The organism is Planctomycetia bacterium (assembly GCA_015200345.1).
Lineage (GTDB): Bacteria > Planctomycetota > Phycisphaerae > UBA1845 > UTPLA1 > PLA3.
In genome coordinates this window covers 224,619-245,877 of sequence record CP054187.1, presented here as the reverse complement: position 1 = coordinate 245,877, position 21,259 = coordinate 224,619, and the positions used below count along the sequence as shown (strand labels likewise).

18 protein-coding genes are annotated in these 21,259 nt (G+C 61.4%); 8 read left to right on the top strand and 10 right to left on the bottom strand.

The annotated features are described in order from the left end of the window. Positions 1-69: 69 nt before the first annotated feature. From HRU71_01135 to mutS, 5 genes are all read right to left on the bottom strand, one after another. Positions 70-1,302 (bottom strand): ABC transporter permease, encoded by a 1,233-nt coding sequence (locus tag HRU71_01135; GenBank protein ID QOJ02174.1) that lies wholly within the window; start codon positions 1,300-1,302, stop codon positions 70-72. Next, positions 1,299-2,102 (bottom strand): ABC transporter ATP-binding protein, encoded by an 804-nt coding sequence (locus HRU71_01130; protein QOJ02173.1) that lies wholly within the window; start codon positions 2,100-2,102, stop codon positions 1,299-1,301. The genes HRU71_01135 and HRU71_01130 overlap by 4 nt, the downstream gene beginning before the upstream one ends. 49 nt (positions 2,103-2,151) lie before the next feature. Continuing rightward, complete coding sequence (locus tag HRU71_01125) at positions 2,152-3,570, bottom strand: efflux RND transporter periplasmic adaptor subunit (GenBank protein ID QOJ02172.1); 1,419 nt, start codon at positions 3,568-3,570, stop codon at positions 2,152-2,154. Positions 3,571-3,647: 77 nt separating this feature from the next. Continuing rightward, positions 3,648-4,451 (bottom strand): hypothetical protein, encoded by an 804-nt coding sequence (locus tag HRU71_01120; protein QOJ02171.1) that lies wholly within the window; start codon positions 4,449-4,451, stop codon positions 3,648-3,650. A 109-nt stretch (positions 4,452-4,560) separates the two neighbouring features. Beyond that, positions 4,561-7,236: a DNA mismatch repair protein MutS gene (mutS, locus tag HRU71_01115; protein ID QOJ02170.1), complete on the bottom strand. Its 2,676-nt coding sequence runs from the start codon at positions 7,234-7,236 to the stop codon at positions 4,561-4,563. Positions 7,237-7,861: 625 nt separating this feature from the next. Here mutS and HRU71_01110 point away from each other — a divergent pair. From HRU71_01110 to HRU71_01080, 7 genes are all read left to right on the top strand, one after another. Continuing rightward, a complete protein-coding gene (locus HRU71_01110) occupies positions 7,862-8,890 on the top strand; it encodes a tetratricopeptide repeat protein (protein ID QOJ02169.1) in 1,029 nt (342 codons plus the stop codon). A gap of 228 nt (positions 8,891-9,118) precedes the next feature. Beyond that, positions 9,119-10,435 carry a hypothetical protein gene (locus tag HRU71_01105; protein ID QOJ02168.1) on the top strand — a complete coding sequence of 439 codons (1,317 nt, stop codon included), beginning with the start codon at positions 9,119-9,121 and terminating at the stop codon, positions 10,433-10,435. A gap of 244 nt (positions 10,436-10,679) precedes the next feature. Beyond that, the gene (locus tag HRU71_01100) at positions 10,680-10,838 is read left to right on the top strand and encodes a hypothetical protein (protein QOJ02167.1); all 159 of its coding nucleotides are present in this window, start codon (positions 10,680-10,682) and stop codon (positions 10,836-10,838) included. Then, positions 10,831-11,043, top strand: coding sequence for a hypothetical protein (locus HRU71_01095; GenBank protein QOJ02166.1), 213 nt, complete (start codon positions 10,831-10,833; stop codon positions 11,041-11,043). Before HRU71_01100 ends, HRU71_01095 begins: the two co-directional genes overlap by 8 nt. 70 nt (positions 11,044-11,113) lie before the next feature. Beyond that, positions 11,114-11,566, top strand: coding sequence for a YkgJ family cysteine cluster protein (locus HRU71_01090; GenBank protein ID QOJ02165.1), 453 nt, complete (start codon positions 11,114-11,116; stop codon positions 11,564-11,566). Further along, complete coding sequence (locus tag HRU71_01085) at positions 11,563-12,204, top strand: hypothetical protein (protein ID QOJ01964.1); 642 nt, start codon at positions 11,563-11,565, stop codon at positions 12,202-12,204. The genes HRU71_01090 and HRU71_01085 overlap by 4 nt, the downstream gene beginning before the upstream one ends. Before the next feature lie 81 nt (positions 12,205-12,285). Next, positions 12,286-12,498, top strand: a complete 213-nt coding sequence (locus HRU71_01080) for a hypothetical protein (protein QOJ02164.1) — start codon at positions 12,286-12,288, stop codon at positions 12,496-12,498. Positions 12,499-12,601: 103 nt separating this feature from the next. Here the strand turns inward: HRU71_01080 and HRU71_01075 are convergent, their stop codons facing one another. The 5 genes from HRU71_01075 to HRU71_01055 form a co-directional block, all read right to left on the bottom strand. Next, positions 12,602-13,324: a hypothetical protein gene (locus HRU71_01075; protein QOJ02163.1), complete on the bottom strand. Its 723-nt coding sequence runs from the start codon at positions 13,322-13,324 to the stop codon at positions 12,602-12,604. Between the two features lie 18 nt (positions 13,325-13,342). Next, entirely contained in the window at positions 13,343-15,037 is a 1,695-nt protein-coding gene (locus HRU71_01070; GenBank protein ID QOJ02162.1) for a hypothetical protein, read from the bottom strand. A gap of 489 nt (positions 15,038-15,526) precedes the next feature. Further along, on the bottom strand, positions 15,527-15,928 hold the full coding sequence (locus tag HRU71_01065; protein ID QOJ04882.1) for a transposase: 402 nt from the start codon (positions 15,926-15,928) through the stop codon (positions 15,527-15,529). Further along, positions 15,850-16,371 carry a hypothetical protein gene (locus HRU71_01060; GenBank protein QOJ02161.1) on the bottom strand — a complete coding sequence of 174 codons (522 nt, stop codon included), beginning with the start codon at positions 16,369-16,371 and terminating at the stop codon, positions 15,850-15,852. Before HRU71_01060 ends, HRU71_01065 begins: the two co-directional genes overlap by 79 nt. Before the next feature lie 346 nt (positions 16,372-16,717). Beyond that, the gene (locus HRU71_01055) at positions 16,718-18,433 is read right to left on the bottom strand and encodes a glycosyltransferase family 39 protein (protein QOJ02160.1); all 1,716 of its coding nucleotides are present in this window, start codon (positions 18,431-18,433) and stop codon (positions 16,718-16,720) included. A gap of 155 nt (positions 18,434-18,588) precedes the next feature. Between HRU71_01055 and aceE the strand changes: the two genes are divergently transcribed. Further along, positions 18,589-21,258: a pyruvate dehydrogenase (acetyl-transferring), homodimeric type gene (gene aceE / locus HRU71_01050; protein QOJ02159.1), complete on the top strand. Its 2,670-nt coding sequence runs from the start codon at positions 18,589-18,591 to the stop codon at positions 21,256-21,258. Position 21,259 lies beyond the last annotated feature (1 nt).

The window sequence follows — 21,259 nt, the reverse complement described above, 5'->3', positions numbered from 1 at the left end:
ACATTTGAGGTCGTTGAGGAGAGACCGAAGCCGGGAACCCCGGGCGCCCGGCTTGAGAGACGTTGTTCACTAATCGTGCCGCAGGGCCTCGATCGGATTCAGATTCGCCGCGCGCCGCGCCGGCAGCAGGCCGAATCCCACGCCGACCCCGGCGCTGAACACAAACGCAATCACCGCGATCCACGGCGACATGAGCGGCTCAACGCCGATGGAGTTCGCAATCAACGTCGCGCCGACCAGGCCGATGATGATACCGACCGATCCGCCGGCGCTGGAGATCACGCCCGCTTCGACCAGGAACTGGCGATTGATCGCCTTCGTGGAAGCGCCGATCGCCATGCGCACGCCGATCTCCCGCGTCCGCTCGGTCACCGCGACGAGCATGATGTTCATGATGCCCACGCCGCCGACCGCGAGGCTCACCAGCGCCAGGAAGAACATCAGCAGCGTCATCTGATCGCTGATCTGCCGCGCCTGCTCCTCTTTCTCCTTCAGCGTCGTCACGCGGAAATCACTCGATTCCCCTTCGGCGATCTTGTGGCGCTGACGGAGCAGATCGGTGATCTGTTGCACCGCCAATTCCACGTCCTCGTCCGATCGCGCCGAGCAGAGAATCGCAGCCGGTTCGCGTATACCCATCAAGTCGCGCAGCACGATCGGCAACGGCACGATCAGCGTGTCGTCCTCATCCATCCCGAGCGGGTTGTAGCCCTTGGACGCCAGGATCCCGACAATCTTGAGCGACACGCGCCCGACTCGAACCGTCTGATTCAGCGGATTGCGCTCGCCGAACAGATTGCGCGCAGCCGTCTGCCCGATCAGCGCCACCCGGCGCCCGGTGGCCACGTCGAACGGCTCCAGATCGCGGCCCTCGTCGATGCCCCAGTTGCGAATCGCCGTGTAATTTGCGTGCACGCCGGTCACCGGCACCATCGCGTTGTCGGTTTCGGAGACGACTTGCGTCGTGATGCCCTGCGTGCCGCAGGCCATCGTCACGGCGTCGCATTCCTCCTGAATCGCCTCCACGTCGGCGCGCGTCAGGTTGCTGACGGCCACGCCGGAGGTCTCAAGCTGCACGTTCTTTTTTTTCGTCTCTTCGTTGATGACGAAAATCATGTTCCGCCCGGCTTTACGGATGTCGCCGATGAGTGATTCCTTCACGCCTTGCACGACGCTGACGCAGATGATGACGACCGAGACGCCCATGATCATGCCGATCATGGTGAGAAAACTGCGCAGTTTGTGTCGCCACAGCTCGCGCAGGCCCATTTTGAAGCATTCGATCCACAGCGCGAACATCACGCCACCCCCTGCGCCGAGAGCGCGCGAACATCGGGCACCGGCGGCCCGCCGATTCGCGGCGTCTTCTGATCGGCGATGATAAGACCGTCGCGCAGCACAATGACGCGCTCGGCGAATTCCGCGACGCCCGGGTCGTGCGTGACGAGGATGATCGTGCGTTTTTCGCGCTCGTGCAGTTCCGTCAGCAGACGCATGATTTCGGCGCTGGTGTGCGTGTCGAGATTGCCGGTCGGCTCGTCGGCCAGCATGATGCGCGGGTTGTTCACGAGCGATCGGGCGATGGCGACGCGCTGTTGCTGGCCCCCGGAGAGCTGCGACGGCAAGTGATGGATGCGTTCCGCGAGGTCGACGCGGCGCAAGGCCGCGAGCGCGGATTCGCGCCGTCGCGTCGCCTGCACCCCGGCATAGACCATTGGCAATTCGACGTTTTCCAGCGCGGTGCTGCGCGCCAGCAGATTGAAGTTTTGGAAGATGAAGCCGATGTAGGTATTTCGCAGCTTTGCCAATTCATCGCGATTGAGATTGCTCGTGATCTGACCCGCGAGGCGATAGGTGCCTTTCGTGGGAACATCCAGCGCGCCGAGCACGTTCAGCAAGGTCGACTTGCCCGATCCGCTCGCGCCCATGATCGCGACGTATTGCCCCTCGGGGATGTCCACATTCAGGCCGCGCAGCGCATGCACGGCGTTGTCCCCGGAATCGTAAATCTTTTCCAAAGCGCGAAGCTGAATCACAACGTTGACGCCCGAATCGTCTACCGTCGATTTCGGCTGGGCAGGAAGGGGCGTGTGCGACGGCATGATAGGAATCCGTAATTCGACCTGATCGGCTGGAAGCAACCGGCAGGCGTCAGAGCGTGCGATTATCCGGCCGGGCCTGCTTGAGGACTTCCTTGAGGTCAAATCCACCGCCGGACTTTTCAGTGAATCGGCGGACGAAGTTCTCGCCGGGTTTTGCGCCGCTAAGAATCTCCGTGATGACGTTGTCGGTCACACCGACCCACAGCGGCACGACGCGCCACTTGCGGGACTTTTCCTCGTACTGCCACGCGAAGGACTTGGTGCAGTAGTCCGCCGCTGCGCCGGTTGAATCGCGTTCGGGCTGATCGGGCCACTTGATCGCGGCGATGAGTTTCTGCCGTTCCTCGATCGGCAGCGGAGGCTTGAAGCGGAGCGCGGCGTTGGCGATTCGCGGCACGTCGGGCTTGTTCACAATCTCGATCACGACGTTCACGGTCAGCCCCGGAATCAGGGTGCGCGCTTCGTCATTTTTCACCCGAAAACCGACGGTGTAGGTCACGACGTTGTTAATGATATCAGGCTGATTGCGGCGCTCTTCGATGATGCCCTCGAATGTTTGTCGGTGGCGGCCCTCGATCGTGAAGCGGGCTTTCTGGCCGACCTGGATGTGGCTGATGTCCGATTCGCCGACCTTGGCGCTGACGCGCATCTCGTCGAGCGCGGGGGCGAGGAGAAAGAGGATCGGCGTTTGAAACGCGGCGTTGACCGTTGTGCCCGGGTCGAAATAGCGCTTCAGCACGATGCCGTCTATCGGGGAGTTGATCGTGCAACGCTCAACCCGCGTCTTGGTCAGCTCGAACCGCGCCTCGGCCTGCTTCAGCGTTGCCTCGGCCTGCGAGATCGCCTGTTCGGCACGCTTCACTTTGACCGTCTCATTGAGTTTGGCCAGTTCGTGAGCGGCCGCCGTGGAGTGAACCGCAGCCTGCGCGCGAAGCAATCTCGCTTTCGTCGCGATCCACTCGGCCTTGGGGGCGTTGTTGTTTCGATACAGTTCGTCGACGCGCTCCCACTGGTATTCCGCGTCGACCATGTTCGCCTCGGCTTCTTCCTTTGCCGCCAGCGCTTGTCTCGTTGCGATCGGAAGATTGGCCTTCAATTCGTCCAGAGCCAGTTTCGCATCGGCCAGCGCGCTGCGGGCACGGGCAAGGTCGGCGGTCGATTGCTGGTGGTCCGCGTCGGCCAGTTCCTGATCGATCCGGCAGATGACTTGGTCTTTTTTGACCGGTTGGTCATGATCGACCGGCATTTCGATGATCTTGCCGGTGACCTCGCAGCCGACTTGGACCTGGGAAAGCGGTTCGACGGTTCCGCTGGTTTCGACCGTCATCTGCACCGGGCCGGATTCGACAATGGCATGTTCAAGTTCATAGGCTGGCCCAGCGCCGTTGTAGGCCCGGTATCCGAAGAATCCCGCGGCGGCGACCACGAGAAACACCAAACCAAATCCGATTCCTGATGTTCGCTTCATGAAGCCCTTGCTGGCGTGCGGGGTGGTGTAGGTACCCTTTTACTCGTTTCCCGTTGTCGCGCCGCACTCGTACAAATTCAGCGGCGGCCGGCGTCACCGAGCGTGGCCTCTTCCTGGACCGGCTCCTTGGACTCAACCGGCTCCGGCTGGACCACGGTGGCGGGGGCCTTTCGCGCGGTCCGCACGATGTACTTGGAGAGTTCCGCCTTGACGAAACGTTTGTTGGTGCAGTCGGCGTGGCCGCCGGTCCAGCCGAGCGCAACATACCGGCTCGACCAGCCGATGTTGTGAATCCGCCCGCTGGACTTGCCCGGTCCGCGCAGGCCCACGAGTCCGGCCGAATCGTCAAACTTGCCGTCGATCGTGCCCAACACGCGCACCGGCCCCTGCAAGACCGGGTCCGACGCAGAATAGTAAACGTAGATATCGCCTTTCATGTTCTCGAGTGCCTTACGAGTGTCATAATTGCAGGACAAGCTTGAGCCGACCAGGATGACGTTGTTGACCTTGTGCGGCGGCTTGACCGCTTCGACCGCCCACATGGCTACGCCCGTCCCGGCCGAAAGGGCGATGATGTTTGCGTCGGCGTCAGGGTTGTTTTTGAGGTAATCGGTGATGATCGCGCCCAGCACTTCGCCGCGGCCCTTCGCGATAAAGCGCAGCGTCTGATCGAGAGCCGGGTTGAAGGTCAGCGACCACTGGTAATTGTTCACGCGCCCCTTGTAGCCCGCTTCCTCAAGACCGACCGGAACGTCCAGAACGCCGAAACCCCAGTTGCCGGCTCCGTCGATGTACCACGTCTTGCCGAACTTCTCTTTCGGGTCCGCGCAGCCGGCCAGCGTGATCAGTCCGATGATTCCAGCCGCCAGACAATGTCTCATGGAACTCCGCCCTGCATCACGCGTCCGAACCGGCGCGCGATCGCGACCCTCTCGGTGCATATCCTATTCGATGTCCGTCGAACGTAAACCCGCGCCATGCGGCCGTGGATTACGAGCGATTGGTGCTCGGAGGTGCGTCTTGCGCAAGGGTCTTTCGCAATTCCGCCAACGCGGTCAGGGCCGCCAGCGGGGTCATTTCCTCCGGGTTAAGCTGCGTCAATCGCTCTGCCACCAGCCGCCAGGATTCGGGCGTCGACGGGACAGCCTCGAACAGCAGCAACTGGTTGGGCGCGGCGGCCGATTTGCCGCGCGGGGGCCTCGGGCCTGTGCCCATCGGGCGCGTTTCCAACTCGTGCAGGATGGCCTCGCTGCGCTGAACGACCGATGGCGGCAGACCGGCCATTGCAGCGACATGGACGCCGTAGCTGCGATCCGTCGGGCCTGGCAGGATGCGATGGAGGAAGACGATGCCGCGCCCCGCGCCACCGGGTCGCAGTTCCTCCCGCACCGCGACGTTGAAATTCGCCACGCCGGGCAACTCCCCGGCGAGGTCCGTCAGTTCGTGATAATGCGTTGCGAACAACGTTCGGCAGCGCGTCGTGCGCGCGAGGTGTTCCGTGATGGCCCAGGCGATGGCGAGACCGTCGTAGGTGCTCGTGCCGCGCCCGATCTCGTCGAGGATGACCAGCGAGCGTCGCGTTGCCGTGTTGAGGATGCGCGCCGCCTCGACCATCTCCACCATGAACGTCGACTGTCCGCGCGTCAGCTCGTCGCTCGCCCCGACCCGAGCGAAGAGGCGATCGACCGGCGTCAGTCGCATGACCTTCGCAGGCACGAAGCTGCCCGTGTGCGCGAGCAATGTGAGCAGCGCGATCTGGCGAATGTACGTTGACTTGCCCGCCATGTTCGGACCGGTCAACAGGATCAGCCGATCACCGTCCGCGCGAAGACGACAATCATTCGGCACGAATCGCTCGGCCAGCGTGACATCCAGCACCGGGTGGCGCCCATCTTGTATCTCGAGGAGATCATCGCCGATTTCCGTGAATTCGGGCCGCACGTAACCGCGCCGCCGCGCGGTTTCCGCGAAACTGGCGATGACATCCAGCGTCGCCACGGCGTCAGCCGTTTCTTGCAGGCTGGTCAACCGCTCCGCCGCCCGTGCGCAAAGCCGCTCAAACAGTTCCAGCTCCCGTGCCTGGGCACGCTCCGCCGCGCCGAGAACTTCGATTTCGTGCTTCTTGAGTTCGTCAGTGATGTACCGCTCGGCGTTGCGAACGGTCTGCTTCCGCACGTACTCGGGCGGCACGTTGTCACGGTGTTGATGCGTGATCTCGATGTAATATCCGAATACCGAGTTGTAGCCTACTTTGAGGTTCGGGATCCCCGTGCGCTGCGCCTCGCGCGCCTGATACTCGGCCAAATACTGATCGCCCGCGATGCTGATCTGACGCAGGCGATCCAGTTCCGCGTCGTAACCTTCGGTGATAAACCCGCCGTCCCGCGCCACCATTGGCGCATCGTCTCGTAAGGCCGAGGTAAGCGCGCGCGCCAAATCATCATGGCCGCCCAGCCGTTGCGCAATATGGCCCAGCAGGTCGTCGGCACTCTCGCGAATCGAGTCGCCGATCAGTCGTTTGGCCTCGGCGCAGCGCTCAAGGGAACGACCCAGATTGAGCAGATCGCGCGGGCTGACCCGGCGCACGCCGAGTCGCGCGGCGATCCGCTCCAGGTCGCTGATCTCGACAATCAGGTTGCGCAGGGCCGCGAGCCGGTCGGGCTGATCGACCAAAGCCGCCACGGCATCCTGTCGTCGATGAATCTCGGCAACGCCGGTCAGTGGATAACACAACCATTGCCGCAGGCGCCGAGCGCCCATCGGATTGCACGTTGCGTCGAGTGCACCAAGCAACGAACCCTCGCGTGCGCCATCCCGCAGCGTTCGCTCGATCTCGAGCGAGCGGAGCGTGAACTGGTCGATCATCATGTGCCGCTCGGTCGACCGGGGGGCGAGGCGCCTGATGTGCGCCAGCGCGGACTTCTGCGTTTCGTTCAGATAATCCAGCAGCGCGCCGGCGGCACAAAGCGATTCATCGAAGCGATCAAATCCCAGTCCTTCGAGCGTCGTGACGCCGAACTGGCGGTGCAATCGTTCCCGTGCCAGATGGGGATCAAACGCGTGAATGGGGCGGGAGGTGGTTGGACAGCGCGGCACGTCTGGGATCGACTGCCAGAGTTCACACGCGCTGTCGGCTGTTTCTCCCATCGATGACTCGGGGATCAGCAGTTCGGCCGGATTCAGACGTGCCAGTTCGTCAGACAGGTCGGCGGAATCGATCATCTGTGCGAAGAACCGCCCGCTCGCCAGCTCGACGCAGGCCAGGCCGACGCGCTTCATGCCGCCGGCGGCCGGACACAGCGCGACAAGCAGGTTGTCGGTCCGTGCGTCCAGCAACGCTTCATCGGTGAGCGTGCCGGGCGTGATGATGCGAACGATGTCCCGTTTGACCACGCCCTTGGCGAGCTTCGCATCTTCAAGTTGCTCGCTGATGGCCACACGGTAACCGGCGGCCACGAGGCGCGCCACGTAGCGATCCAGCGCGTGATACGGCACGCCTGCCAGCGGGACCGGTGAGTCGCTGTTCTTCTCACGCGCGGTCAGCGTCAGGCCCAGAACGCGCGAGATCGTCTTCGCGTCGTCGTAGAACGTTTCGTAGAAATCGCCCATGCGAAACAGGAGGATCGCATCGGGCACGCGAGCCTTCTGCTCCAGGTACTGACGCATCGCGGGCGCGATCCTGCTGGGCGGTTCAGCAGGCCCGCGGCGGTGCGAAGCCGGCTCGCGGTGCGATCGCGCGGCCGGCGATTGCGCGGGCGCGGCTTGCGCCGCATCAGTCTTTGAAGTGTCACGATGATGGCGCTGTCCAGTCATGAATCGCTCGAGTGCGCAGGTGAGCGGTCCCTGCGCGGCGAAGTGTAACCGAGGCGTGCGATGGCTGGATCAAGCGGACACCTGCCTGTGAAATCGTCCGTTCAGCGGGAATGGGGAAGTCCGTTGCCGCCGGGTTCGACGACGACGAAGGTTGTGAAAAAGACGCCATGGATGACGGACAATTCAGCGAACGTCAGCCATTTCGGAAGCAGGGGTTTGCTACAAACGCACTTAGCGACTTGACAGGTCCTATAAGCTGCGATATACCTAGCGTGTTGCTCGTGGATTCCGCGCGATCCGCAAGGATGCCATGGAGTAGAAGCGGTGTGCGCGGGAAGCGAGTCCTGCCCTCGCGTTGTTCTGGGATCGTCCGATGCCGGAATCCTCTGTTCAGCCACTCATCACGCGCTGCGCCGTGGACGGCGCGGCCCTGCTTTTCGTTTCGAACTCACTGCACACTTAGAAGGAGATCGACCCCATGAAGCAGTTTGCCTGTCTCGCCGCTTTCGCCCTTGCGGTTTCGGCTATCGGCTGTTCCAAGACGCCGATAGCCAACGTCGAGATCACCGAAAGCTCGCAGCCCAAGACGCCGCTGTCGAGTCAGCACATGCACATCGCGGTGATGAACGCCAACATGACGGACTCCAGCGGTGAGTTCGATCAGGACAAATGGTCGAAGCTGACAGCCGACATGATCCAGTCCTATCTGGAGCGCGCGGCCGAGCAGAACAACATTCCGATCAAACTCGTTGACCGAGAGCATCTCAAGATGACGATGGGCGAGAAGGACCTCGCCGCTGCCGGCGTGACCGACAGCGGAGACTCCGTCGCCGCGGCGCAGGTCCAGGGCGCCAGTGCGATCCTGACGAGCAAAGTCACGGTCAAAATCGACAAACAGGTCGGCAAGAAGCGCACCATCGATGCGATGTCGCTGGCGGCCGGGGCGTGGAGTCGCGGCGGGTTCGGGGCCGGCTCGGTCGATACCGAGCAGGTGGACGAAGAGGCCCGCAACATCACGGTGAGTTGCCAGTTTCAGATCAAGGATCCGGCGACCAATGAAGTGATTATTTCGCACAACGGCATGCCGTCGCAGGAATTTACCAAGACGTCCGCCAGCCCGTTCTTCGGGTCGTCGAAGACCGAGGCCGACATGTCGCCGCGCGATCAGGTCATTGGCGGCATGATTGAACATCACGCCCAGGATTTCCTCGCGAAATTCATCCCCATGTCGCGCCGAACGGACATCACCGTGAAGCCCAGCAGCGACAAGAACAGCATCGCCGGAGTCAATGCGCTGGTTGCCGACGATTACGAAGGCGCGCTCGCAAGCTTCAAGCAGGCCATCGCCGCCGATCCGACCGATCACAAGTCGTGCTTCGGCGCGGGCGTGGCGTGCGAGAAGCTCGGCCGCCGCGACGAGGCCCGAAAGTACTACAAGCAGGCGAAGTCCTATGACAACGACGATCCGCAGTACAAAGCCGCCGTCGCGAGAATCGAGCGGATGTGATCGGCCGATACGCGATCCCATGGATCCGTCGAGCAGGCGGTGGGATGCTTTCCGCGGAGAAGGGAGGCGTACCAACCTTTGATCGTCCGCCGTGTCTATTCCGCCATGATGACTTGCCAACGCGGAGGATTCCCTGCCGCGCCCATTCGCTTGATATCAACGGTCCGGTCCTTCCCGGCGACACCGCCGGGGGGCCGCTCCATCCCTCGACCCAAGGAGAACACCACGATGAAACGAACAAACCGACTCTTCGCCGCCGTGGCTTGCCTGGTGGTTTGTCCGGCGCTGGTTTCGGCGCAGGACGCCGCCAGGGATGCCCAGAACAAGCTGCTGGCCAAGCGCGCCGCCGAGGCCGATGCCTATCGCAAGCTCGGCGAGACGATCCAGGGACTGCAAATCACGTCAGACACGCATGTCCGCGATTTCGTGTGCGAGTCAGACACGATTCGATCTGACTTTGACGGTTTTGTGCGCGGGGTGCGATTCGGCAAGCCCAAGTGGGATTCCGAAGGCACCTGTTCAATCGAAGCCGAAGTGACCGTCGCCAAGCTGGTCGAAGAACTGAAGGAAATTCACAAGCGCCATTACAAGGGCGACAAGCTCAAAGCCGAAGACTTCCGTCAGATCACCCAGTACTACAAGAAGGACATCATCAAGGCCGTCGGCATGGGCGCGCCGCGACCGGAACTGCCGCCGGGGATTCCCGGCGGTGACATTCCCATGCCGGCCGGCGTGACGGCGCCGCCGCCGGTGATTCCTGCGCTGTGGAAGAGCGTGCCGCCGCAGGAGCGGCTGATGGCGCAGCGAGCCGCGGAGCTGGACGCCAAGCGCAAGTTGGTGGAGCGCATCAAAGGTCTGCGTGTGAGCAGTTCGACTCATGTGCGTGATTTCGTGGCCGAGTCCGACGTGATCGACGCGGAATGCGCCGCGACGCTGACTGGTTCGTACCAGGTCGGCGACGCTTACTATCACGATGATGAATTGATCGTCGAAGTAACGTGCGAGGTTCCGACCGAGCAGGTCATCACGACGATCAAGAGCCTTCACAAGCGCCATTACAAAGGCGACAACGTGACGGGCATGGACATCGAGAAGGTCTCGCAGGAGATCAAATCGCAGAAGTTCCAGGCGGTCGGCATGGGCGTGCCGCGGCCGCAAGCCATCGCCGCATGCGTGAAGACGGCGAAGATCGAGCTGCCGGATTGGGCCGGCCAGAAGATTCGCGCCGAGGGCAACGGCGTGCCGCCGGCGGACAAGGCGGATACGCCGCAGGGCAAGCTCATGGCGGCCCGCGCAGCGGAATTGGATGCCAAGCGGAGGCTGGCCGAGCAGGTGATGGGTTTCCAGATCGATTCGTCGACGACGGTGCGGGACTTCGTCGCAGAGCATGATGAGATCAACACGCAATTGCTGGCGTATATCCAAGGCGCGTACGTGGTCTCCACCAAATACGACGCCGAGGGCACGGCGACCGTCGCCGTGGAGATGCCGGCCATGCAGATCTGGGAGATCGTCCATACCTACATCAAGGTCAAGCGGATGTAATCCGCCGAACGTGATCGCGGGCATTCCGGGGCCGCAGCGCGGGGACGCTGCGGTCCCTCGACCGGTTAAGTGGAAACGCAGGATGATTCATCTGGCGTGGCGCCGGCGCCCCGCCGGTAGATCACAGGCGAGACGACTGTGCCACAGGCTGCTTCTCATCGTGGGTGTACTTAGTGTCCGTGCCGGTTGGAAACGGAATCGACTGGACTGGTTGTCGGTGAAATCGCACGAAAGGACTCGAATCATGATTCGCAGAATTCTTGGCATGTGCCTGGTCTGTTGCTTCGGATTGGGCCTCTGTATTGGCTGCTCTGAAAACGAACACAAAGTGACGGAGAAGAAGGAAATCAAGACCGAGGGCGAGGTCAAGGACGTCTCACCGGGCGAAATGGTGGTTGAATAGCGCGATCGCATCGGGGATCGATGCGGCGGATATCCACCAGCCGGAGAAACCCGTGGGTATCCACAGGCCGGGAGAACCGATGGTTGCACGGCTTTTACCGCTGCTGTTGATTCTTGCCTTGCTGCTCACGGGGGGCGGCTGCGCAAACGACCATCAGGTCGTTGACGAACATCGCAAGGCACTTTCCCAGGAAGAAGAGGGATAGCGACACGAGAAACACCGAGGTACGATGCCGTTTAATTCGATATCCGCCCAGTGCGGCTTGAATGAACGGCATGAAGCGGAACCCCCCATCCAAACCGTGGTACGATCAGGGCTTGAAGTTCACCTGCACCCAGTGCGGTAACTGCTGCACCGGCGCGCCGGGTTATGTTTACGTTACGCCCGAGGAGATCAAGCGGATCTCCGCGTTTCTGGGACGTGCGGACGATACGTTATCGCCGCAGCATCTTCGAAGGGTTGGTCGTCGCTACTCCCTCACGGAAGACAAGAAGTCCGGCGATTGCTGTTTCCTGAAAACGGAGAACGGCAAGCGGATCTGTTCGATTTATCCCGTACGCCCGCTGCAATGCCGCACGTGGCCCTTTTGGGACATCAATCTTGAATCACCCGAAGCCTGGGATGAGGCAGCTCAAGGATGCCCTGGCATGAACCGGGGACGGCAGTATTCGCTCGTGCAGATTCAGGTGCGCGTCAACGCCGTGCGCTGGGAGGATGCGGAACGATGAGCGCGCCTGGAGATCAAGACTCGCGTGAATTCAAGCGGTGGATTCCGCATGATGACGACGAATCCGCCGAGCGCCGGCAAGAGTTCGATCGCCTGTCGGCACAACCGGACGTCATCGACTTCCTTCGTGGTTTCTATCAGCGGGTTGACGAGGCTCTGGCCGAGTACCAGCCGCGTTGCACGAATCGGGGGCATTGCTGCAACTTTGCGCGGGCCGGCCACCGGCTCTTTGTGACGCCGATCGAGGTCGCGGCATTTCGTCGGGCCTACGCGGATCGCTGGCTGTCGGCGGAACCAGCGGCGGGCCGTTGCCCGTGGCAGGTTGATGGCGTTTGTACTGCCCGCGAGTTCCGTCCGCTGGGCTGTCGTGTTTATTTCTGCGATCCCCAGGCCCAGGCGTGGCAGAATGAATTCTATGAAGCCCGCCTGCGCGAACTGAAACAGTTCATGGCGGACCAGGGAATTCAATATCGGTATGAGGAATGGTTATCGGCGCTAAGTGTCTTTTCCACCGCCGCTTCGGGTTCAAGGCATCCAGGCCCCGCTGCCGGCAGTTTAAGACCGGCCGCGATTGACCCTTCCGGCTCGTCGACGATACAATTAACCGTCGTGAACAACCTGCCTGCCCGGCCGGCATAACCGGCCGATTCGGGAGCACCCTGCTCCCGCCGACAATTGGGGAAAGCGAACTGCCTGGTTGAAGTGGGAGGATTCGTCGTGATGAATTCGATGCGAAGGTTTCTGTGTCTGGTGCTCGCGATCGCGGCGATTGTCCCGGTGCTCGGGGGCTGCGGCGTGGGAACGACTCAACAGGAAAACAACCGGCAGATCAGCCGCGTGGCGGACTACGACGCCCGCATGATGGTGGATGACCTTGCGCTGTTCTTCCAAACCCGGCGACCCCTGCGCGCCAGCAAGTGGATCATCGACTGATCCCCCCAACACGCGTTTGAATCCGAAGCCCACGGTTGTCGCGATGGCCTGTTCATCGCCGCCGTGGGCTTTCACGTTGACCGAACCCGCGCAACATATCGACTTACCGCCGGTCGCGCATTGACGTATTAGCCGGGCGTCGTATCTGCCGTCGCAACAGCAGCACCGCCGGGGCGAGGAGCATCGCGGCGGTGGTTGGCTCGGGGACGTAATTGATGTGAATGACCGGATTGGGCCATTCCCCGCCGGCGATCTGGAAACCGGGGTTGGCACCGAAGCCGGCGATGTGCCGATTATCAAATGGATCGGCGGGTTCGAACCCGAAGAATCCGTCCGAGCCGCCACGGAGCTGTGTAAGCGTACCGGGGGCAATACCGGCCTGCGACGTCAAAACGTAACTGTGCAGGTTGTAGATGGTCGGCCCGGCGGGGATGACGTGGTCGCCGTTGAGAACAGTCGCGAAGATGTTGGACAGGTAGAACCCTGTATTCTCCTGATTCACGAGCGTGGTTGCGTGCGGCGCACCGACGAAGCTGGTCTCGGAGATGCTTAACTGGGTGGCCGCCCCGGCAGGGTCGCGGATCCAAAGCGAGTAGGCGGTTGAGTAACCACTATCGACGCGCATTCGCGTCGTGATTCGCCACTTGCATAGTTCAGCCGTCGCGTCACAGCGAAGAAACAGGGACGAACCAAGGTTACCCTGAGACTGGACAAACGTATTTGATGTAAGCGGTTCGGCATTCTGCCAAACCCAGATTACTCCGAAACTCGGATTGGCGAATGCAAGGGTGAAAAAGAGAATGCTGCACGTATGACGCAAGAGCATGGTCGAAGCCTCCATGGATTAGGACCCCGTTGTAAATGATCGAACGTTGGCACTGGGAACAATGCTGCACGGGTTCTTGGCGTACACCTGCCAGTAATAAGTTGTGTTCGGCTGCAAGCCAGAAAGCTCAAATTCCGTGTCCGGTGTACAGCATTGCGTCGGAGTCGCGCAACAAGGATCCGATACTTGACATGCGTGATTGATTGAGGGTGGGTTCAAAGTTCCAAATGCAATTAGATAGCAATTCGTCTCATCGCTCGCGGCCCACGAGAGCGTGACGGTCGTCGAGACGCCAGTGGCTTCGTCCGCGGGCGAGACCAAAATTGGTGTTCCGGGGAAGCCGTTGTTGTCCCCCTCGTCTTCTTTATACAATCGGTCGCCGACTTCGGCGGCGTCGACGAGGTCCTTATCATGTTCGTCCAGGACTTGGCCGCTCACCGGCAGCCGGCATCCCGCGTTGGCCAACACGTGATCCTTCACGTCCTCCGTGTCGAGGATCGTGTCGCTTGGCATGTCGAAGGCAGTCGACTTTGCAAGGACCGTCGGGAAATCGGTCTCACCCGGCAGCGGATTTGAATGGCCGGCGTTGTTGTTGAAGTCGTACGTCATCGCCCACTGGGGAAAATCCTCGAGCAGGTACGGCTCTTCATATTGTGATTCGACAGGATTGTATCGGCGGTAACGGTTGCCACTGACAAAGATTGAATGTTCGTTCGTGCTCTTCGGCAAATGCGCGGAATAGGAAGTCGGCGGGTTGGTCGGCGCATTGATGATTCTGGCACGGATGGGGTCTTCAAAGTAGGTGCCGCGCGTCCATGCGTTGGCTGTTTCAAACTGATTATTGATGATGTTGATCTTGGGGCTGTCCGTTCCGTTATCCGAAGCAAGTTCAATCGCCCATTTGTTGATCGACACCACGTTATTGAAAAAATCGACTCTTCCATGGCCGGAAAAGTGCAACTGCCGCTCCTTGGTGTTCGTGATCAGGTTCCGACAATAGGTCAATCGCTCGTGTTCATTTGAGGCCAGTCCTCCTGATCCGATCCCGGCTTTGGAAATGCTCATAACCCCGCCGCCGATGATGCAGTTCTGGACCGTGACGCGGCAAAGTTTGCCATAGACAGAGATGTTGTCATCACGCGATGCGCCGATGGAGCAGTGATCCACGATGATGTCGTTGCAGCCTTCGTCCTCGCCAAGGATCAGCAGCGAACGGGCACAGTGGTAGCTTGTCGGGTCCTCGGCGGAGCGAAAGCGCAGGTACCGCAGCACGATGTTGTTGCAGTCCTTGATGCGGAACTCGTCGCCGGTCACCGTCGGGCCGATCCCGGTGGCGTACTCGCCGGTGATTTTCACGTAAGACTGGTCATCCATGCTAAGCCGGCTCTTGAGCTTGATGGTCCCGTTGACCAGCACCTTGATATTCCGCGGGCCGGTCAATTGTTCGATGGCGTAGCGAAGCGTGTGCTGAATGGGCGTCTCTACGCCCGGAAGATAATCCCCTGGGTGGGTCACTTCATACCAAGTGTTCGGGTTGTAGTTCTGCGGCGGGTTGTGAAATGCGTACTTGGCCCAGCCCATGGCGCCTGTGAAGACCGGGGTGCCCTCCACCGGCACCGCGCCACACAGCGGCTGTCCGTACGGCGGCTCGGTATTGCCGCCCGGTGGCGGGTCTTCAGCGACCGTGGATCGAATGGTCAGCGCGCAGAGCATGAGAGAGAGAGAGAGAGAGAGAGAACAGCTACGGGTCGAAGCGTGCTACGTCGGTCCATTGGTTGGGCCTCCTGCGTCCAACGACGCGCCAATGGCACACTGCTGGCCGCCCGATTGCCCGGTGGGCGGCAAGCCCGCCTCCACAAGATGACAGCAGTATAACACAGTTGCCGAAGGCGTGTCAAGGGAAATTTTCGGACTGTTTGCGATTTGCCATAAGCCCTGTGCCCGCCGCCGGTAACCGCACGCCACGTAGAAGCAGTGGCCGTGTGCCGGATAGAAGCCGTGAACCGTCAGTCGTATGCCAGAAGCCGTGAGCCAATAGCCGTGAGTCGTAGGTCGTGTGCCAAGTCGTGGCCGTGAGCCGTGGTTCAGACAGTAGCCGTGAACCGTCAGCCGTGAGCAAAGGGCCGCAGGGCAGCGGCCAGTGGACAATGGCTAGAACTGGTTTTGCTCTGTTGACAACATCTGCTGCGAATTTGCCCCCGGCTATCGCCGGAGGGTGTAGGCCAGGACGCGGATCGCTGCTTCGGTGAACAGACCGCGTTCTGTGCGGGCGTTCAGGTGCGATCCCATGGTGCGTTTGAGCCCGCTGAAGAAGGACTCGACATGCCAGCGACGACCATACCGCTTCGGCAGCCGCGTCATCTGCGATCGGTAGCGACCGTTCACGCCGCCATCGCGGCGATGCACCGCCGGCGGGATGTAACTGCGCACGCCCCACGTCTCACGACAGTACGTATGAACCCACTCCGCATCGTAGCCGGCATCCGCGTACAAATACTTCGGGCGCAGCTTCTGGGCGGTTTCCGTCAGGAGCCAGCGCGCTTCAGCCTTGTCGTTGCCCGGCCCCAGCCGACGACCAGACCCGCCGCCAGCATGCTCTTGCAGGTCACAGACGCCGACACCTTCACGTACTGCTGGCGCTGCCGCCCGCTGCGGCTGACGTAGTGAGCGCTGGCCGACGAGGTCTCCAGACCCGTCGAATCCATCGCCACTTCGTCGCTCTGGTCACCCACCTCACGCAGAATCTCTTGCAGCAGGAATCCAGGAATCTCCGGAATCACCGTGCGATCAGCGAACTTCTTGAGCGTCGAGTAGTGCGGCAGCCGCTCCATGCACAGAATGCGGCGAAGCTGGCCCGAGGCTTCGAGCAGTTCAATCACCCCGCGATAGGTGGTCTTGGTATAAGCCCGCAGCACCGGGCAGGTCATCAGTTGCCGCTGCGTGAACTTATGCGGACTCTTCGGGTGGCCGTACGGCAGCAGGCACCGCCCGGCGACCTTCATGCTCAGCGTTGCGACGTTCAGCAGGAGATTGGTGTTCTTCGCCATGAACGGCGTTTACAAAATCAACGCCTCGAAGTCAAGATGTTTTCAACGAAGCAAACTGGTTTCAAACTCCTCTCCCCTGGGGAGAGGTTGGGTGAGGGGAAAGTAGCTCAAACGAAAGGATTCACCTCACCCCGACCCTCTCCCTGAAAGGGAGAGGGGGTTTTGAAAGAGAGAGCTTGCATGAAAGGGAGAGGGGTTTTTAAACAGTTGTATGAAAGGGAGAGGGGTGAAAGAGCTTGTAATAGTCAGTGGTCTGCGGTGGCCGTCGCGGCCGGCGCAGCACCATGAGCAGGATGGCGAGCGCATCCCCGTCACGGCGAAGCCGCAACCAGAGCTGTCAACTCATCTATTGCTTTTCGGGCCAATGTTCGATCTGATTAGGCGACAGAAGTATGAATCCATCAGTTGCCTGCGAAGTGGCGGCGGTGGAGGAGGGGCGCAAGGCAACGGTTGGAGAAGAAAGCCGAAGTTCCAAGATTGAGCTTTCCACCAGCAGCGGCCCGTTGCGCTTCAGTTCGCGGAGAACAGCCTGCGCTTCGGCACCGTCCACGTCTCGAAACTGTGCAATCGCCCGACGGCCGAGATAATTCGCCGCGATGGCGGTCAGTTTGGCGTCGCTTTGCTGATCGGTCACACAAATCAGACCGGCGCCCGGCAGCACGCGCGAGTCAAGCCAAATGGCGAGATTGCGCCCGGATTCAAGTCGTGCGGAGGATTTGGCCGCGAGGATCGCAAATGACTTCTGAAGGTGGACACGTTCCAACGCGGCGGCGGACGCGACAATCACGATTGCCGCCAACATCGTGCCATGTGCGAGGCGGATTCGCCCTGACTGGTGTATTCTCTGCCTCACGGCGGCCACGATTTCAACGACGTAGCACCAGGCAATCGGCAGCAGCGGGGCGGCCAGCCGCATGCCCTCCTGATAGGGCCAAACCGAGATTATTCCGAGTGTGATGAGAAAATATGCGTCTTCCGCGGCGGGGCGCTTGAGCAGTCGCACCGCGCACCAGACGATCAACAGGCCGCCGATGGCCCATGACGTAGGATGATTCCACGGCGACTGGAAAAATCGCCAGCCGACGTGCTCTGGAACGACGAGCGACTTCAGCGCGTCAAGCCGCGCGGGGCCGTAGCGAAACAGCCGCTCGGCCTGGAGCCGCAGCCCGGAGACGTCGAGTCGTTCTCTGGAAAGCGGCCTTGACCAGATGTCGGTGTAATGGCGCGTCGGAGGATAGGCCGCTTGGCGAAGTTCCCATGCGCCGAGCGACAGGGCGGTCGGCGCCGCGAAGAGCAGGAGAGCCGCCATCGCCTTTCGTGGGGACTTTCGAATATGCAGGAGACACATCACCGCTCCGGCGATCAGCAGTCCGATGCCGATCGACCGCACAAGCAGGCATGCCGCCGTCGCCGCGCCGGCCCAAGCCGCCCGCCTCCAGTACGGTCCGGGTGCGAGCAGAGCATCGCTCATGCGGCGGATCAGCCAGAGTGCGAGCAGCGAGAACGGCAGGTAAGCGAATTCCGACAACAGGTTCACTGATTGTTGAAGGAGACACCCACTGGTGGCGACGGCGAGACCTGCGAACAGCGCGTCGATCCGGCTCAATCGCCGCTTGATTAATACGTACGTCATTATCGCCGCAGCGGCGGATGCAAGCGACGCCGCGATGCGAATCGCGAGCCACGGCGTGTCGCTGAATCGCAGAAAGGGCGCGAGCACATAGAAGAAGCCCGGAGGGCATTGCGGCTGTTCGGGCGGCAGCGCGCCCGTTTGCGCGAGGCTGCGAGCAGCGGTCAGGAACATGAAGCTGTCGGGCGTCAGCGCGATCCAATCGCCCCACGTGGGAGCGTGAACGACGAACACAACCGCACCGAGCAGCATGCAACAGAACGACGTCCGCCAGCGCCGGGATTGTTGCGCCGCTTCGGTCGGTGAAACGTGCCCCACGGAGCGTAAGCTGGGTACCGGCTCGACGCTCTTCAAGCCCCGAATCGGCGACGGAACAAGACTGGGTCGTGCGACGTCGATTCGGGTCGGGCGCGGTGGGGCGGAAGCGTGCATGCCGTATTCATCGACGCGGTCATTCCATGCGTCGTAGCGAAAGAACGATTTTCGGATTCCCCTCCGGCGGGACGCTACCGCCGCGCCGTTTTTTTCATACAATCCACCGCTGCGGCGGAGGCAGTGACCAATCCCGCCCCGGAAGGCTTGCTTGGATGAATGACTTTGAACGCTTCGACACCGACCCGGTCGAAACCCAGGAATGGCTCGACTCGCTTCGCGCCGTGATCGCTCATCAGGGGCAGACCCGGGCGGGTTACCTGATGACCGTGCTGCGCGATTACGCCTACGCCCGGGGGATGCCGGTTCCTTTCAGCGCGAACACACCGTACGTCAATACGATTCCAGTTGATCAGCAGCCGAAGTACCCCGGGGACCGGGCGATCGAACGGCGGCTCAAGAGCCTGTTGCGATGGAACGCCATGGCGCTCGTTGTTCGTGCGAACCGTCGCTCCAGCGGAATCGGCGGTCACATTTCGACGTATGCCAGCGCGGCAACGCTGCTGGAAGTCGGTTTTCAGCATTTCTTCCGAGCCAACACGCCGGAGCGATCCGGTGACCAGATCTACTTTCAGGGGCACGCATCGCCTGGTATTTATGCACGCGCCTATTTGCTGGGCCGTCTGACGGCGCAGCAGATGCACAATTTCCGCCGCGAGCTTCAGCCCGGCGGCGGGCTGTCCAGTTATCCGCACCCCTGGCTCATGCCGAATTTCTGGGAGTTTCCGACGGTCTCGATGGGCCTCGGCCCGCTCTCGGCGATCTACCAGGCACGCTTCAACCGTTACCTTCAGGACCGCGGGCTGGCGCAGACCGAACACTGTCGCGTCTGGGCCTTTCTTGGCGACGGCGAAATGGACGAGCCGGAAAGCATGGGTGCGATCACCCTGGCCTCGCGCGAGGGGCTGGACAATCTCATCTTTGTCGTGAATTGCAACCTGCAACGGCTGGACGGTCCGGTTCGCGGCAACGGCAGCATCGTGCAGGAACTGGAGGCCGCTTTTCGCGGCGCCGGGTGGAACGTTATCAAAGTGCTATGGGGCGACGACTGGGATCCGCTGTTCGAGGCCGACACCGACCATTTGCTGCCCGCGCTGATGGCGCGGACCGTGGATGGCGAGTGGCAGCGGTACAGCACCGAAACGGGTGCGTACATTCGTGAAAAGTTTTTCGGCACGCATCCCAAATTGCTCCAACTCGTTGAGCATCTTTCAGACAAGCAGTTGCAAAAGCTGCGGCTCGGCGGGCACGACCCGGAGAAAGTCTATGCCGCCTATGACCGGGCCGTGCGCCCGAACGGCAAACCGACCGTCATCCTCGCACGGACGATCAAGGGCTACGGTTTGGGTGAGGCAGGCGAAGGCAAAAACATCACACACCAGCAGAAGAAGCTGAACGAAGAAGAGCTGCGGGTTTTCCGAGACCGGTTTGAGATCCCCGTCTCGGACAAAGATCTGAAAGACGCGCCGTTCTATCGCCCACCGGAAAACAGCCCTGAGCTGCAATACCTTCGTGATCAGCGCGCCAAGCTCGGCGGCTACATCCCGCGGCGGGTCGTGCGGGCACATCCGCTCGAGGAACCGTCCGAGAAATGCTTCAACGAGTTCTACAGCGGCAGCGGGGGGCGCGAAGTCTCAACCACGATGGCGTTTGTGCGCATCCTGGCACGGCTGCTGGAAGACAAAAAGGTGGGGCGGCTGATCGTGCCGATCGTGCCTGACGAGTCGCGCACGTTCGGCATGGACGCGCTGTTTCAAAAGTACGCCATCTACGCGCACTTCGGACAGAAGTACGAGCCGGTCGATCGCAAGCAGTTGATGTATTACCGTGAGGAGACCAACGGACAGATACTTCAGGAAGGCATCACCGAGGCCGGCTCGCTGGCATCGTTCAGCGCCGCGGGCACCGCGTACGTCACGCACGGCGTCAACACGATTCCATTTTTCGTTTTTTATTCGATGTTCGGATTCCAGCGTGTGGGCGACAGCATCTGGGCGCATGCCGACATGCGTGGTCGCGGGTTTCTCATGGGCGCGACGGCCGGTCGCACAACGCTTGCCGGCGAGGGTTTGCAGCATCAGGATGGCAACAGCCACCTGCTTGCGAGTACGGTGCCGAACATCGTGACGTATGACCCGGCGTTCGCGTACGAGCTGGCGGTCATCATCCGTGACGGCATTCGCCGAATGTATGAGAAACAGGAAGACGTGTTTTATTACATCACCATTGGCAACGAGCCGTACGTGATGCCGGCGATGCCCGGAGGCTGCGAAGAGGGTATTCTTCGCGGCATGTACCTCTACCAGCGCGGCGAACGTAAACGAAACTGGCCGCACGTGCATCTGTTGGGCAGCGGAGCGATCCTGAACGAAGTCATCCGGGCGCAGGCGATCCTCGCGGAGCGGTACAAGGTCGTGGCGGATGTGTGGAGCGTGACGAGTTACCTGCAACTGCGGCGAGACGCGCTTTCGGCGGAGCGGTGGAATCGACTACATCCATCGGCCAAGCCGCGGCGAGGCTATTTCGAGCAGCAAATGGCATCGGATCCGGCGCCCATCGTGGCGGCCAGTGATTACGTCAAGACCGTGGCGGAGCAAGTGGCGAGATGGGCGCCGGCGGGGTTCTGTCCGCTGGGCACCGATGGATTCGGCCGCAGCGAGGCGAGAGAAGACCTGCGGCGGCATTTTGAGGTGGATGCCGAGTCGATCGTGGTGGCCGCGCTGCATCAACTGGTGGCGCGAGGTACGATCGATGCGAAAGCCGTCGAAGACGCCATTCGCACCTTCGGGCTTGATCCGGAAGGACGCGACCCCGCGACGGCATGAG